This is a genomic window from Alphaproteobacteria bacterium, from assembly GCA_019746225.1.
GTDB lineage: Bacteria > Pseudomonadota > Alphaproteobacteria > Paracaedibacterales > VGCI01 > VGCI01.
In genome coordinates this window covers 1-15,331 of sequence record JAIESE010000072.1, presented here as the reverse complement: position 1 = coordinate 15,331, position 15,331 = coordinate 1, and the positions used below count along the sequence as shown (strand labels likewise).

Annotated in this window: 12 protein-coding genes; 3 read left to right on the top strand and 9 right to left on the bottom strand. The window is 42.4% G+C overall.

The window, feature by feature from the left end; all coding sequences use genetic code 11:
* Nucleotides 1-16 precede the first annotated feature (16 nt).
* On the top strand, nucleotides 17-973 hold the full coding sequence (locus tag K2Y18_10220; GenBank protein MBX9806103.1) for a hypothetical protein: 957 nt from the start codon (nucleotides 17-19) through the stop codon (nucleotides 971-973).
* Nucleotides 974-1,646: 673 nt separating this feature from the next.
* On the opposite strand, the gene K2Y18_10215 is transcribed toward K2Y18_10220, so the two are convergent.
* On the bottom strand, nucleotides 1,647-2,918 hold the full coding sequence (locus tag K2Y18_10215) for a sel1 repeat family protein (protein MBX9806102.1): 1,272 nt from the start codon (nucleotides 2,916-2,918) through the stop codon (nucleotides 1,647-1,649).
* A gap of 359 nt (nucleotides 2,919-3,277) precedes the next feature.
* Between K2Y18_10215 and K2Y18_10210 the strand changes: the two genes are divergently transcribed.
* Complete coding sequence (locus tag K2Y18_10210; protein ID MBX9806101.1) at nucleotides 3,278-4,771, top strand: DUF2779 domain-containing protein; 1,494 nt, start codon at nucleotides 3,278-3,280, stop codon at nucleotides 4,769-4,771.
* Here the strand turns inward: K2Y18_10210 and K2Y18_10205 are convergent.
* Nucleotides 4,768-5,475, bottom strand: coding sequence for a hypothetical protein (locus tag K2Y18_10205; GenBank protein ID MBX9806100.1), 708 nt, complete (start codon nucleotides 5,473-5,475; stop codon nucleotides 4,768-4,770). The genes K2Y18_10210 and K2Y18_10205 overlap by 4 nt on opposite strands.
* A gap of 233 nt (nucleotides 5,476-5,708) precedes the next feature.
* Complete coding sequence (locus tag K2Y18_10200; protein ID MBX9806099.1) at nucleotides 5,709-7,415, bottom strand: type IV secretion system DNA-binding domain-containing protein; 1,707 nt, start codon at nucleotides 7,413-7,415, stop codon at nucleotides 5,709-5,711.
* 125 nt (nucleotides 7,416-7,540) lie between these two features.
* Here K2Y18_10200 and K2Y18_10195 point away from each other — a divergent pair, with 125 nt between their 5' ends.
* Nucleotides 7,541-8,113 (top strand): hypothetical protein, encoded by a 573-nt coding sequence (locus K2Y18_10195; protein ID MBX9806098.1) that lies wholly within the window; start codon nucleotides 7,541-7,543, stop codon nucleotides 8,111-8,113.
* Between the two features lie 32 nt (nucleotides 8,114-8,145).
* On the opposite strand, the gene K2Y18_10190 is transcribed toward K2Y18_10195, so the two are convergent.
* The 6 genes from K2Y18_10190 to K2Y18_10165 form a co-directional block, all read right to left on the bottom strand.
* On the bottom strand, nucleotides 8,146-10,872 hold the full coding sequence (locus K2Y18_10190) for a conjugal transfer protein TraG N-terminal domain-containing protein (protein ID MBX9806097.1): 2,727 nt from the start codon (nucleotides 10,870-10,872) through the stop codon (nucleotides 8,146-8,148).
* Nucleotides 10,873-10,881: 9 nt separating this feature from the next.
* Nucleotides 10,882-12,222 (bottom strand): conjugal transfer protein TraH, encoded by a 1,341-nt coding sequence (locus tag K2Y18_10185; protein MBX9806096.1) that lies wholly within the window; start codon nucleotides 12,220-12,222, stop codon nucleotides 10,882-10,884.
* Nucleotides 12,212-12,976 carry a conjugal transfer protein TraF gene (locus K2Y18_10180; protein ID MBX9806095.1) on the bottom strand — a complete coding sequence of 255 codons (765 nt, stop codon included), beginning with the start codon at nucleotides 12,974-12,976 and terminating at the stop codon, nucleotides 12,212-12,214. Before K2Y18_10180 ends, K2Y18_10185 begins: the two co-directional genes overlap by 11 nt.
* Nucleotides 12,963-14,558 carry a conjugal transfer protein TraN gene (locus tag K2Y18_10175; protein MBX9806094.1) on the bottom strand — a complete coding sequence of 532 codons (1,596 nt, stop codon included), beginning with the start codon at nucleotides 14,556-14,558 and terminating at the stop codon, nucleotides 12,963-12,965. The genes K2Y18_10180 and K2Y18_10175 overlap by 14 nt, the downstream gene beginning before the upstream one ends.
* Nucleotides 14,555-15,193 (bottom strand): hypothetical protein, encoded by a 639-nt coding sequence (locus K2Y18_10170; protein ID MBX9806093.1) that lies wholly within the window; start codon nucleotides 15,191-15,193, stop codon nucleotides 14,555-14,557. The genes K2Y18_10175 and K2Y18_10170 overlap by 4 nt, the downstream gene beginning before the upstream one ends.
* 21 nt (nucleotides 15,194-15,214) lie before the next feature.
* Nucleotides 15,215-15,331 (bottom strand): TraU family protein (locus K2Y18_10165; GenBank protein MBX9806092.1); only part of this gene is annotated, 117 nt, incomplete at its 5' end.

The following is a 15,331-nucleotide window of genomic DNA, read 5'->3' as shown; positions in this document are numbered from 1 at the left end:
CAGAGAGCACAATTTTATGAAACAAAAATTTACTTTTCCCTACATGGCCTTATATGACTTAAAAAAGGGTTGGGTGTATTTTAATCCTAGCTGCAAGCCAAATCCTCAGAATTATTTCATTGACGCACGACTAGAGTCTGGTTTGAGAGTTTTAATTAGGGCAGATTCATATTATGTCTTTGATTTCAGCAATGCACCTGTTGGAATGTCAATTAGAGGTGATCAGTTAGATAAAGAGGGCCCCATTACAACAAATGCTAGAATCGAAGTTATTCACGCCTTCTTAGCTTGCTTGCGTACCTCAGATAACAGAAAAAAGAAGATCGTAAATTCATTTCCTATGGATTTTATGGATAATTACATAATTTTGGCAAGTGATGATTTTTCTCTGGAATCACAAACAAGCCTTTCAAATGCGTTTTCTACATGTGAATACAGGGATTTATGCACATTGAAATTAAATAGATTACATGGATCATTACCTGATCAGCAGATTGACGAAACTGATATTTTTACAGATGCTTTAAGGATGCTTGATTTACTTCTTAAAAATGAAGACACACAAGTTGTATTCATTCTGGCACACCTTTATAGAGCTGCTGTGTACCATAAATTATTTTTAGAAATACAATCTACTAGTACTCTGAGATCTATTCATTATTGGTTAGCAAAAAAGAATAAGAGTATATCAGCTTCTGAAATGAAAAATGAGTTTGAACAACTTCAAACGGATTATAATGCCTCCACTAAAGAAATTGAAAGTTTAGAGTGTTTAAGGCAATACAGACACTCTGGCGTGAAAGAGCTACTATTTCCATATTATAACCGCCTCGAAGGCATCTCGGAATTAAATAATCGAACCACCTCTCAAATTCAAAATTCATTCAGATTTTTGGAAAGGGTTTTTAACAAGATGTTTGGTATACATATAAACGTACCAATTAGCCAAACTGGGGTATACTCTTTGTACTAGACAGATAAATAAGTGAGTTTTGTTTTTATTAAGGCACACCCATTATTGACATTCAACAAGACGCACTTTCGAAATGCTTTGTTAGCAATTTGGAAATATGTTAAAGCCTATAATGGCTTTGTAGGAAGTGAGATATGAAAGAGGAATTTAAAACTGAATGGCTCATCTGGCTTGTTCCTGCGCTTATGTTAATAATCGCTCCATTGAACTTACCCTATGAATATTATAAACTGCTTCGCCTGGTGGTCAGTGTTTCCGCTGGTTACTTAATCTATCTGCAAATTAACTACTTGAAGAGTAACCTCGGAGTAATTCTAATGGTTATCGTTTGTATTCTATATAATCCGATTATTCAATTCCATTTTAAAAAGGAATTCTGGTGTTATATTAATATCCTTTCGAGTCTTTCAATATTAGCTCATATGTTCTTCTACTCAAAAAAAATACTTACCAATTATAAACGGCCACCCCAATAAAAACTGGTTTTTTTGGGACTTAGCGCATTATCTCGATTGCTGAATTCTGCTTGCCCTGTTGCGCCCATGAAGGGCGTGCAATAAACTACTATTACTCCGACGAGCAAATAGTTTACGTTCAATAGACGGCAAAGCAAGCTTTTCCTTGAGTCTCACTTTAGAGATGCGTATCTTGTTTTACTTCCGGAGTAATACCTCTAAAATGGGGTGGGGAGCCATCTTATAATCAACCAATATAATGGCCATATACCTGCTAGGAATCCATCAATTGGAATCAAAACGATCCAGTTCCACCAATTATAATTAGCTCCATTAAAAAAAACTAACCATATAAATGTAATAATCCAGCCAATCAAATATAGATGAAAGATGTAGCTGGAGTAGCCTTTCTTCTCATACTTAGCTAAAATCTCTTGTGCTGTTTCATAGCCTTGTTCTGCTGCTTCTCTAATCCGTTTTAATCCTTCTGCCTTATCCTCTTTTACACCATCACCCTCCATTAACATCACCCCTAACATGGTCTGGGAATGCAAATCCCCTTGTTCAATGGCTTTTTTAAACCAGTTGAGTGCTTCAATGTAATCTTGCCTAACGCCTGCCCCTGCATAATAAGCGCTTCCAAGACAACGTTGGCCATCAACATTCCCTTGTTCTGCGGCTTTCTTAAACCATTTAACAGCTTCTGCTTCATCTTTTTCTATCCCAATACCCTCCATAAGGAAGCATCCCAAAATTCTTTGAGCTGGTGCATGACCTTGGTCTGCCGCCTTTGCATACCAGCTTATGGCCTGTGCTTCGTCTTTTTCTATTCCGATGCCATTCCTAAACATCATCCCCAACATGGTCTGGGAATGCAAATCCCCTTGATTGGCAGCCTTTTTAAACCACTTAAATGCTTCAGTATGATCTAACCTCACACTATCACCCGTACCATACATATTCCCCAACATGACCTGGGAATCCAAATGCCCTTGGTCTGCCGCCCTTCTAAGCCACTTTTCAGCTTCACACTCGTTTTTTTCTACCCCAATGCCCTTCTTAAGAACAATTCCAAATTGAAACTGGGCTAGAGAGTAACCTTGCATCGCGGCATCCTGAAAGCACTTAACGGCCTCTTTAATGTCCCTTTCTGTCCCAATGCCACAATAATATAAATATCCTAAGCGGTATTGGGCTTGGGCATTACCTTGCTCAGAGGCTTTTTTAAGCCAGTGAAATGCTTCGGTCATATCCACTTTTATCCCTATGCCATACTGTAGAATATTCCCTAGCTTCCACTGAGCCTCTGAATGCCCTTGTTCAGCAGCTCTTTGAAACCACTTAGCTGCTTCAACTTCATCTTTCATAATCCCATCGCCCATACTTAGTCTTAAGCCTAGGGCATATTGGGCCTCAGAATCTCCTTGATTGGCTTTTTCTCTAATTTCTAATATTAATTTTATTAGCTCATCATCATTTGTTGGGTTCATGGGCTTTTCCTTTTCATGAACTCAATGTTAAATAAAAATAATTAATTTCAGGTATAAAATGATGCAATAATTAAGAGACGCGAAAGAGTCCGCTCCACAAACCCATCAGCCGTCCTCTCCAGCTTATGAATCTTGAAGCTTGAAGCTTGCCTTCGCTATAGAGTAACCCCCCGGCACTTTGAGATATGCGTTTAAGTCATGTAGCTTCATCAATCAATCGGGGTGGGTGGTTCGCTTCTCTTTACGATAGTCGCCGGGAGAAATTTAGCACAGTTATCTAGAAAATTAACCACCTGTTTATCTTTGCAATCATAACATGAACTAATATAGGCACAGCCCTTACAATAGGTCTTGAAGCAATGCGATCTTTATCGAAATCACAATATTGCAAGGGCCGGAGATGCTTAAAGCGAATTTGGCTCTATAATTTTCGAAAAGATTTAATTCAAGAAACATCCACATTCCAGCAATCCGTACTTGCTCAAGGAAACGAAGTAGGAGAATTAGCACGGGAACATTACTCTGGCGGTGTCCTAATTGATGAGGATTATAAAAACCTCGATAAGGCTTTAGAACACACACAAGCTGAAATTCAAAATGGAGCAAAAGCAATTTTCGAAGCCGCTTTCTTATTTGAAAATGTTGCTGTGCGAGTAGATATATTGGTTAGAAACCCTGATGGTTCATTTGATTTAATTGAGGTTAAAAGCAGTACAGAGGTTAAAGAAAAGGAACATCTTCCGGATTGTGCCATTCAGACCTATGTCCTCCAGCAATCTGGCATTCGTTTACGGCGTGTTTGCTTAGCCCACTTGAATAATCAATATGTAAGACAAGGAGCCCTCAATCTATCAGAGCTATTCATTGTTGAGTCAGTCGATGACCGTTTGAAAGAGAAGCTAAGTCAAGTTCCGGACTATCTTTCTAGAATCAACGAAACTCTGTCACAAGACGAAGAGCCATATAGGGATATTGGCAGCATTTGCAAAAACCCCTATGACTGTGAGTTCAAGCACTATTGCTGGAAAGATGTTCCTGAAAAGTCGATTCACTACTTGAGCGGCATCAGAGACGAAAAGCGGGGTGATTTACTTTCAGAGGGTATTGAGTTGGTCAAAGATATCCCCGAGAATGTGGTTACCGATCTACAGTTGATCCAGGTAATGGCCGAAAAAAACCAGGAAGAACACATCGATCTCCCGCCAATTTCTGAACATCTTAAACAGCTTAAATTCCCACTTTCCTTTTTAGACTTTGAGACCATTGGATATGCTATCCCAAGATTCGATGGGAATCGCCCCTATCAAAAGCTACCTTTCCAATACAGCCTTCATATAAAGAGCTCGCCAGACTCTGCGCTCGAACATCGTGAGTTTCTGTTTGAGGAAAACGAAAATCCCATGCGAGTATTGGCAGAGAGACTGGCACAAGATCTAAGCCCTGAAGGAAGCATCATTGTCTATAACATGTCATTTGAAAAAGGTTGTCTAGAGGAGCTCGCAAAAGCATTTCCAGACCTAGCCCCAGATTTAAATAACATGATAGATCGACTTTGGGATTTAATGGTTCCTTTCAAAGAGAAATGGTTCTACGATCCAAGCTTCAATGGTTCATATTCTATTAAAAAGGTTCTCCCCGTTCTGGCTCCGGCTCTATCGTATGCTGATTTAGGCATTCAAGACGGCGGTGATGCCTTGGCCAAATACCTATCGTTTATCAATGACAAACCCCTTGAGGCTGAACGGGCGAAAATCAAGAATGATCTCCTTGAATACTGCAAACTCGATAGCCTTGCCATGGTAAAGATATTGGAAGAGCTTCTATTGATTAATAATTCCAGCCTTTTACGTTAAGCCCCATTCACTTCATAAAGGGAGAATGTACCATCTGAACATAGGACACTTGCTGTACGGTTGAAGTTTCCATTTTTAAGCATGCTTGCTAACCATACTACAGTGTCTTGAAATTCTTTTTTACACGACTGGCATGACCTTGCTATTAGACTTGATGTTCTAAAACAAAGTTTAGCCCTATCAGTCCTACTGGAAATTTTCTGAAGGTTTCCATCTATCCATTGAAACGAAAGCTGTCTGCAAAGTGTCTCTGTATCTTTTAATTTAAGGGTGCACCGTCCATCAAATTTTGACTCATGGAAAATAGGGTTAAACCTTTGGTCAGCCCAGCCATCAGCCCTCACCACGACAAAAATATCATCGATCCCTCGATCAGCATTATCTCTAAAGTATGATGAAACACTACAGTTTTGTTGTTTAAACATGGATGTTATGCTGACGAGTCTTTTTCCATCCCAATTTAAACTTTCAATCACATCTTGTGCAGCAACTTCACCAAGCAACCCTTTTTTCTTTGTTAAAGATAGCTTTTTTGGAAACGAATTCCACTGTCCCTTAATATATTGTGAGCTTAATTGTTCTACATGTATGGGCTTGCTTCTATCTACTTCTACGTACTCACATTGCTCTACCGCAAGAATATACCCAGCAAGAGTCATACTTAAGAATAGCGCGACAAGTAGCCCTTTAAATTTTAAATACATGGTAAATCTCCTATATTAATAATTCCCCCCAAGGGAGTTAGTAAATTAACCCTAGAGGAGATTTTTATTCAGTTTTATCCGAAAAAGAGACGTAAGTAACATACATAAGTATGGATTACGTATGTTGCACTGAATTCCTTGAAAAGGAGCTAATCGAAAAGATTCGAATTAGAAGAGTATCAGGGGTGATATATGTGGGAGGCACTCAAATGTTTAAAAACTCCTCAATCTTCTTAAGATCTCTCCACAAACCCCTCAGCCACACGCTCTAACTTATGAATCTTGAAGCATACCCTCGCTATCGGATAATTCCCGGGCACTTTGAGATATCCCCATAAGTCTGGCAGTTTCATCAAACGATCTGGGTGGATGGTCGGTTTCTCTTTGCGTTGGTCATTGAGGGAGACACCGTCGCGCATTTGGTGAGCTCCATAGGAGATACTCTCCATGGTCTCGGAGACTTCTTGAACACCTAGCCACTTAGACATACGCTCGGCGATTTCGGCGCCTTCGATACGGAAGACCACTTTTGTGCTGCAGAGATTCGCTATGGACTTGACGATGTTTTGGCCATATACCTCATCCAATTGGCTCATATCCTGGGTACCTAAAATTGCGCATCCCCCATACTTTCGTATTTCTGCTAACATCATCTGGAGCTTCGGTAATTTCTTGATAGCTGGAAGCTCATCAACGACGATCCACAAGCGCCGTTCTTGGCTATGGGGAAGACCCATCAGCGCATCGGTGGCAATACTCGTCCAAAGCGCCATGAGCGGCGCAATTTCCTCACGAAGCTGGGGTGGGGAGGATAAGAACAACCAGCCTTCGTTTTTCTCCTTTTTCACCCATTCCCGAATAGAAAATGGGCGCTTGGTTTCTTTAAAGAACGTTAAACACTCCGTATGGGCTTGCAAGTTTGATCGCACGCCCATCACCGTCTCAGCGGCATCTGAATTCATAATAGCTGCTGCGTTGGTGTCCTTATAGAATGACTCGATTTCCCGGATGGGACCGTTGGTGGCATAACTCAAGAATTCTGTATTGGTCAGGCGATTGAGTTTGAGGAGTTTTTCGGCCGTTGCCATGAAGACCACCCGGCTGGCCTTCGTCCAGTAAGACTCATTACCTTTGTTGTCCGCGGGTATAAGCACGGACGCGATCAAACGTATGTGATGGGATTTCGGACAATCTCCCCATACAGTCCAAGGTTTTGAGCGCGCATCCTGCGGGTTCAAAATGATGTCTATTTCAGGACGATAATACTTCTCGATGAATGCGCCCGTCATATCAACAATTATTGCTCTTTGCTTCTTGGCTCGAATCTGTTGCAAAAGCTCATGGATACAGTTGGTTTTGCCGGACCCCGTCGTTCCAATAATAAGCGTATGTTGCTTCTCCTTATCTTTGATGAGGGGCACGCCCGCCAGTGTAAAATCAGACGCCTCCTTGCGGCTTCTGATCACTTTCTTAAGCATTTTAGCCGAAACGACCTCCGTTCCCGATAGGATGCGTTTGCGGGCGGTAGAATGCCCTCGCCACAACCAAATTCCACAAATGAATAGGAATACCCAAAACATGACTCGGAAGGAAAGCCAGGCATTGTCAATAATCTGCTGCTTCACACTATTGGCATGGATTTGGTGTCTGCGATCCTTGTGGATGTCAATTGACCGAACGATCCTCTGAGTTCCATCCGGATTAGTGTAATATTGAGTCAGTTTATGGGCCTTTACAAATGGAATGCCAATTTTAAATTCTGCCCAGCAATAAGCCCATGCAGCTGAGCGCTCATAAGGGGTATAATCAAACCAACTCTTCGTTCCAAAGAACAATATGCCTATCAACAAGGATGTGATGATTGTGACAACCAACACTTGACGAATCATATGAAGATTATGAAGGGTAACCTGACCACCGCGGGTAAAAGTTTTCATCATGAGTTTTGCTCCTTTGAGGTTGTTAAAAGTGTCACACATCTATGATTTTGTTGAGTAAGAGATTGAATAATTTTCATTTGCATTAAATATTTTGTGGTAAAGTTAATCATGAAAGGATGGAAAAGATGACTGATACAGCCAATACATCTATCGAAACTCCTTTGGAAGAAGTTCCTAAGATCAAGGTGAAATTTTATCACAATAGACGCATTTATATTACGGCGTTCATGAGTTTCTGCATCTTTTGTGCTACAGGGAACCTGTTTCTTCTCCTTCTGTCCCATGTGATGCTGACTTCGTTTTGGGACTGGTGGTTCTTTACCTTTAGGGGGTATAAGGATTCTGCTCAGGCTCCTGAAGCCTACTTCCAATGCGCTAAAGTAACTCCTCAACAAATGGATGCATTTAATGCATTCATGATCAAGCTGCGCCGCATTGCAATTCCAATGAGCGTCTTTATGGCTCTCACATGTTACTTTTTTGTTGAAGAAGTTGGATATTACACGGCTTTTCTGTTCACCTATCTTGGAATTGTTCTCATCCCTTCTGGAATTGCGATATTGATTGGAAGGATTAAATATCCCTATCTTTCCCCTAATCAAAGTCAAATGAACCAATGGTCTTATCCGATGAGTGTTATCCACAGTCCGATGTACAATGCTGCTTCGGATAACAAGCTGGCAAACCCATTTTCTTAAAGTCATTCCTTCTATGAAGGATGATTCAAGGGTTATTTCCATATTTTATTCCAACTCTTATTAAGTAGGATTTTGCTCTTTTCATTTTCAAACTCTTGTTCGTTTGCATCAAATTCTCCACGGAACTCTTCATTGTTGAGAGGGACTTTGTGTTGATCTATGGTCTGTCTTGTTTCTTGACGGCGAGCCTGCAATGTTGCTTCTAGCTCATAACCACCTTGATTGAGATCGTGCTTCTGCCTTATCTCTTCAAGACCTGGATTGTTTGCAGGTATTGATTTTATGTTTTGCCTTGAGTCAGTATTGTGTTGAGATATATCTGCCCTCGAAGAGAGATTATTTGGTTGCATACCAGATTGGCTCTTATCGAGATATCCTTCGATTTCTTTTTGATATGCTGTTGGATTTTGAGTTTGCCAAGCTGCTGCTGCTACCCTATCTCCGCCAAATTGTTTGTCTGCAACGTATGATAATGATGAATCATTAAGATTGCTGCCGGAAGCAATTCCCTTTTGTCGCTGAAGAGATGCCGTTTCGCTCCACATTTGAGATTCTTGGAGGCTTGCAGCAGCTTGTTCAGAGAAATTGTCAGCCTTGTTAAAATGCTGTTGAGCTTGATCAAGCTTTTGACTTGAGAGGGTATTACTGGTTGATCCTTTATTGTCTTCAACATATTGCAATCCATGACTTAAGTTATCGGCAAACTGCTTCGCTTGCCCGCTTTTAATGCTCTCTGAAATGCCTTCACTATCTCTGGCAGAAGCCTGCAATTGTCCCCCAAGGCTCGCAGCAAGCTTTCCAAAAAAGCCAGAATTCTGTCCCCCAGCACCACCCCCCATTTCAGCACTCGCGCCAAGCAATATATTAAATGCCTTATCTTCAGAAATGTTATGATCCTTGGCAAATTGCTTGGCGATATCCATGGAATTTGATAGAGATTTTTGGGCACTTGCTGAGCCTGATTCTCCAAATGTTTCTGTAAATTCCTGGCTATCCGCAAGGCTCTTGGTTAAGGAGAACAACTCGTTCATCCCCATCTGAACTTGCTGACCAGCTGCTTTTGTGTGGTTGAGCGAGGATTGAAGAGCTACCTGACTTTGAAGCCCAGACATGGCACTCACTGCATCATTTTGAGAAACGTTCGTGCCCAGCTGCGTTTGGTGTTCTTGTAAACTGAGTTGACCTTCAGTTCCATAAAGGGCTGCTATCTTCCCATCATCGAAGCGAGAGCCATAATTGAAAGAAGACCCCAACTGCTGTTGAGCAATTTGGGAGTTGGCTATGGATCGAGTATGCAAATTTTGTGCATCAAAGGAAACGTTGCCATCAACAACTTCTGCACCAGCTTTACCGGCAAACGCTTCGCCGCTTTGTGTGAAGGAAGAGGACAGTTGAGAAAACGCATATCCCCCACTCCAGAGAAGCGCATAGGAAATGAAGGGAACAGAATATTGTAATCCCATTACAAAGCAGTAAGCATTATAGGCCGCATCGGCTAAGCCATTCTGGGTCATGAGGTTCAGGCCTTGACCATATCCCATCATTTGTGAGGCTGTACTTTGTGCTGCAAACATGTGGCCCAATGCGTTGAGGATGGCTAACAAGATCGGCCATGTGGCCAGCCAAGCCATTACTTTTACCCATGTAACGAGCAGCCCGATACCTCCCGGCAAAAATGTCATGGGAGCCATGATGGCAAAATAAATGAGAGCAAGAGTAAATATAATGGTGTGAAGGATCGGGATTTGCGATCCTGACAAGGCTGCTTTGACAAGAAAGGAGCTATCCTGCTGTGCTATTCCACGATCTGCATTCAGATGAGCTAATTCAGAACTATTGCGACCTAACCCTAATTCATCTCGTTTGTCTTGTAAGGCTCCTCGATAGCTATTCAGCATCAGTTCTTGTTGAATGATGTGAGCCGCATCGCTTGACCCACGCGCGAGATATTGCCATGCATCTCCAAAATATTGCTTTAAACGACGGGTCTCGGCTTCTCCGTCTCCTTTAATGTCAAACATCTTCATCGCGAGGGATCTGAAGCCTGTCTCTACTTCGATGGGAATGATTTCTCTCACCCTGGTGGCACATTCACGACAGTTCATGAAAGCTGATTGGCCATTGGGTTGTCGCCAATAAATCCCTAGCAATGGGTGAGGATTTGCCTCAATAAAACCCAACATGTCTTCGGTTTCCAAAGCGGCTTTCTTACCGGGCTCCAGGTTTGAGAACACATAGGGCCAGGCAAAGCATTGCCGGGTAAAGTCCTTCAAATTCTCGCGGATGAGGGGATCTCTTATCGATAACGTATGCGCCGCTTGAATCAACTTAGCTCCAAACATCGGCCCCACTCTTGAGAACCGTTCCATGTCGCTTGAAGTGAATATGGTCTCGATGTGCTCCGTCAAAAACTCAGCAAGCGTGCTTGATAAGCTGGCCACAGCAGCAATGCCCAGTGGAATGTTATCGACCTTGCTGTATTTGAAATTCAAGTCAACCTTATCAATGATGTTGACGGAAGCTTTAGGTCCATAAAACAAGGCGACCAGAAGAAATGTGGGCAAAATCCACTCTTTAAAGAATATGGGAAGGGACCCGCCTGGAACGGACCTTACAGCTGTATAAAGTAATGCTATCCCGATTGTTAAGGTGCCAACGGATGTAAAGTAAGGATTATCACTTGCAAAGATTAAACTGATGCCATTGAAGATGGTCCAGAGAATCTTGCCGCCCCCATAAATGTAAACTGCATAATCCATGACCTCTCCTTAACTGTTTTTGGCAACAATGGCTTGTTCTATGGCTTGGATTGTTTGGTTCAAGGTGTTGATGGAACCGCTGTTAGCGCCAATCAACAACGACTGAACGCGGGATCTCGAACTCTGCAAGTTCTTCTTGAAACTCTCAATTGCCGTATCTTCGAGCTGAATCTTTTGCAACGCATCGACAGCCTCCAATACCTCACTCATCACTCGATCAAATTGGGTGAGGATGATATTGGCGGCGATATATTCCGCTGCGTCCTGCATAAGAAACGGTGTTCCCGCAGCCACGCTCACTTGGATGTATCGATAGACGGGGACATTGACGGCATCATTGAGGAAAGCGATATCCTCTACTGTGATCGATTCTTTGGAAATGTATTTAACCCGCAACTCTGAGATTTTATAGATAACCTTTGCTTTCATGGTCGTACGGGGCTGTGCGCTGCTATCTTGAATGGTTACTTGAGTCAAGCGTGGAGCAAGACATTTTTGGTCTTCATCACAAGTGAGCTGAGACGTCGTTCCACCTTTCAGGTAAGCCGCAATAAAGTCTTTCTGATCCGCCTTGGGTTCAATGACTTTGAGGCGAATGGTGTCGCCCAATCTTTTTGAAATCAAGGTTCCAGTCACGGACATGATAAAGGATGCCAATTCCTTGTTTTTCTCATACTCCGGCATTTTATTAAGGACGTGCCATACAAGATTATATTCCCCCATCATGAGGTCTTTGTACTTGCCTTGCGCATGTTTGACGTTTGATTGAACAGAATTAGGCTTCTCACAATGTTGACGTGCCCCGAACCAATCTTCCCCGCCACTGCGCTTCTCGTTCATGCAGATTTGTTCACTCGCCGCAGTTCCGCGAGGCCAGAGACCTCCAACAATCTTCTGACTCGCTTGGCAAGAATTGAGCATCATATTATTCATGTCTTGGACGGATTTTCGAAGCTGAGATAAAAGATTCTCAACTTGAGGCGCCATAGTTTTCATGGCCAGTTGAAGACCATACGTAGGGACACCAGTTCCGATCTGTCGAAGCAGTTGGGAGAGTTGTTCGCCTTGTAAAAAGGAGAATGATCCAAAATACAAATCGAGATTATTACATCCCGTTCCCAACTGAGGCAGGCTGATATTGATGGGCTGAACGACACTATTATTCTGACGCAACACATAGCCGCCACCTGTGTAATACCCGGCCGCCTGATCTTGAAACGCACCCGGTGTTGTCTTGTTCACTTGGCCACCTAGACTTTTAAAGAATTTGTCCAAGGCACTGGCTTCAGTAGGAGATGGGAGACAACTTAAAGTTAGAATGACCAAGACGCTTACAATTTTACGAGCCATTAGGCGCCTCCTCTAAAAATCGAATGATGACTTTGAAGTTCTCTCGTAGCTGGGAGAGGCTCACAAGACCACGAGCCAAAGGAATAACTTGTCGAGATTGGGGACTGACTAAGAACAAAGACGGAAAGATGCCTTCGGGATTGAGGACTGCTATGGTCCCATTATCAGCCTCAGCCTCGGGGAACAGCTCAAGCGCTTTTCCTTCTTCCGAGATCGCTTTTGCCTCAAATCCATAACGATTCATCAGATCTTTGACGATGGGGGCAAACTCATGACAATAAGGACAGTCCTCTTTAAAGACAAAGAATAGGCCATAGGTTTTGGCTAACCTTCTTATATTCTGGTCAAGTTGTCCATCAAGCTGCTCTTGATAAACCTTTCGATGTGGAGGACTAGGTTGATCAGAAGCTCTAAAGTTCTGGCTGGTAAGAAGAGAAGCAAGCATCCAATATTTTTCAAACTCAGTTGCCCGATTCATGATAGCATTCTGCGCTTGCTGCATCACTTGTACATTGTCTAAGGTGGGCTCTAGAATTGCTTTGGCTTGAATCTCTTCAAAGTTTTTCCTTAAAGCATCCATCCTTCCTGAATAAGTAAGTACCTTTGATGTGGCATCTTTTTTTGGTTCTCTCTTCATAAGAGGAAGAGTACGCTTATACCAAAGCCATCCCTTTTGATCTCCTTTGTACCAGCTTGAATGGGCAGGAGAGATGAGAAGCATGATTAGCAATAAAAGTAGTTTAGAAATCCCCATGGCCACGCCCCTGTATATTTTGCGACTTGGTAATATGACTCGTCTTATCCTTCATCGATCTTTGAATACCTTTCGTGATCTTTTGAACGTTCGGGACTTTTGTTCTGGCTGCAATATCTTGGAAAAGATCTGAGAAATTCACTTTAGAGAAATCAATTTTTGACAGTTGTTCTGGGGTCAAACCCTGACATTGGGGTTTTTGGGGGGATCCAAACCCAAGTCCCAATTGTCCTTTTCCTTGCTCATGAATAATTTTTGCAAGCTTGCTGTCATAGCAACAAAAGGTCGTCTTTTTTCGAATACATTGACCGCCGAGCTTTTCTGCACAATAGGTTCCAACCATCACACATCTGTTTTTATCGCGTAATTCGCGGAGTTCTTTTTCTTCGGCATCGCAACTCGCCAGCTTCAGAGATACGCCCCAGCCTTTGCCAGAACCGCAACAATCCCGAAAATTTAAACAATTGCGTGTACACCGACGATCCGTCCCTTTGAAGATGGTAGAAAAGTTCCTTAAATCATTCTGAGCCTCCTTTAGAACAGACATCTGACTCAATACTTGGAACAAATCCTGATTGGGTCTATAACTGGCATCGGTACAGTCGCCACTCAAGCAAAAAGGATTCTTGTTGTTGGAAGACTTATAAGACTTGAGTGCTCTTTTGCCAGAAGGACAACGATATGTTTGCTCACAAAGAACACAAGAGTTACCAACCCTTTCTTTGCAAACCGAATTGGTCTGATAGCAGCCCTTTTCTCGTAAACCCGCGCAAGAATTCCTGGAAGCTTTAAAGCAGGAATACTCATAATGTTCTTCAAAATGATCACGGACAATAGGTTCGCCTTTAATGATGCGTGTTTCATTCTGAGGGCTTCTCGTGGCTTTTACATAGCGACACAGCCCTTTATCAACGTGATCTTCGAGAGCTTTGCATCCATCAATCCATTTTTCCTTGATAACTTTCACTTTTTTTGGGGTTACATCTACCCGAGTTGCGCATCCTCCGCAATACTCTGTCCAATGACTGTAGTGCATGCTCCATCCTCTTCTTTCCTTTCTTGCATGCCCCGGACAATAGGTAACATTAGTTTTCACTTCTGGTGTGATCTTAAGAACGATCTTTAGGTGCTTTGAACAGTTTTGTTGATACTCTTCTCCTCCTTCTTCACACACTTTGATTTCTTCTGAAGTTATGTCAGATCCAGGAGTTTCCTTTAGGCTTTCGTTGAGAGTCTTTTGAGGACCTGCAATAGCTTGATCGGCCACCACAATAAGGGGGTCTTTTTGTGAATCGATGACGTAGTTTGGTCGGGCATCAGAAGTATCCACAATAAGGTTGCCGGCCTCATTGTCGTGCATCGCTTTTTGAGCCTCACCTCCAAGATCATGGCCTTTCAATCTTGATTGAGGCAGGTCTTTCCCCCCGTATCCTGGGATCACTTTAGGGTTTTGAGGTGAGGGGATAGGGTGACTATGAGCCCAAGTACTGCCTTGGTCAAACGACTTATTCATTGCAACCACATAGGATAGAGTTGATAGAATTCCCCCCCAAATAGCTAGTTGAATGAAAATCACCCTCATGATTCATTCCCTTTACCTTGAAGGGTTTGATATAATTCTTGAGCTTGTGTCTTTAACTCTCCTTTTTTCTGAAACTGATCAAGCGCTTCTAATAGTGTTATATGCCCCGCAACTCGATCAATGGTTTGTTTGTTAACAAGGATGAATGTTGGAACGACAGTGGCTTTATAATTGTCGAACTTTGGGGGATCAATCTCAACCGCAACTCCTAATTCCTTCATGTAACTTTGCGTCTTCGGAAATGTTTCCCCAACCAACCCTCGAAACACCACATGCGCTCCAATCTTCTGAGCTTGCTGACCTAAAACTTTGATTGATTCTTGAGGCATACTTGATGAGACGAAGATGTACAGTTGAGCAAGGGACTTATCATCTTTCAGGGGTTTAAGATTCATCCCACATTTTCCGGAAGGTTGATCAGAATGCGCACTTGTGCAACTCTTTCCAACTTTGCCTTTGAGAATCTTAGAGATCTTCCCTTCTGGATCTTTAAGGGAATGGATCAACGCTTTCGCATCAATCGATCCAAATTGAGACGCTTGTTCAGCTTGATTTATTAGTGATTGGGCATCCTCTTCGGCACCTAGACTGCTGAGAATCATCCCCAAAAATAGTACAATAATTCGTTGTGTCATATGCTTCTCCAACAAATAAAACTAACCCAAACAGCAGTCTCTTTTGCGCCAAACCAAGTACCCAAAATCCGACCCTTTGTACGGAAATTCCTTGCCTCCTTGCCAAAAAACTTCTGTGTGGCCCATGGGATAGCAATT

Excerpts from the sequence above, each read along its gene's own strand:
- K2Y18_10185 (MBX9806096.1), bottom strand. The coding sequence starts at position 12,222 with ATGGCTCGTAAAATTGTAAGCGTCTTGGTCATTCTAACTTTAAGTTGT.
- K2Y18_10220 (MBX9806103.1), top strand. The coding sequence starts at position 17 with ATGAAACAAAAATTTACTTTTCCCTACATGGCCTTATATGACTTAAAA.
- K2Y18_10210 (MBX9806101.1), top strand. The coding sequence starts at position 3,278 with ATGCGATCTTTATCGAAATCACAATATTGCAAGGGCCGGAGATGCTTA.
- K2Y18_10180 (MBX9806095.1), bottom strand. The coding sequence starts at position 12,976 with ATGGGGATTTCTAAACTACTTTTATTGCTAATCATGCTTCTCATCTCT.
- K2Y18_10200 (MBX9806099.1), bottom strand. The coding sequence starts at position 7,415 with ATGATGAAAACTTTTACCCGCGGTGGTCAGGTTACCCTTCATAATCTT.
- K2Y18_10170 (MBX9806093.1), bottom strand. The coding sequence starts at position 15,193 with ATGACACAACGAATTATTGTACTATTTTTGGGGATGATTCTCAGCAGT.
- K2Y18_10195 (MBX9806098.1), top strand. The coding sequence starts at position 7,541 with ATGACTGATACAGCCAATACATCTATCGAAACTCCTTTGGAAGAAGTT.
- K2Y18_10190 (MBX9806097.1), bottom strand. The coding sequence starts at position 10,872 with ATGGATTATGCAGTTTACATTTATGGGGGCGGCAAGATTCTCTGGACC.
- K2Y18_10205 (MBX9806100.1), bottom strand. The coding sequence starts at position 5,475 with ATGTATTTAAAATTTAAAGGGCTACTTGTCGCGCTATTCTTAAGTATG.
- K2Y18_10175 (MBX9806094.1), bottom strand. The coding sequence starts at position 14,558 with ATGAGGGTGATTTTCATTCAACTAGCTATTTGGGGGGGAATTCTATCA.
- K2Y18_10215 (MBX9806102.1), bottom strand. The coding sequence starts at position 2,918 with ATGAACCCAACAAATGATGATGAGCTAATAAAATTAATATTAGAAATT.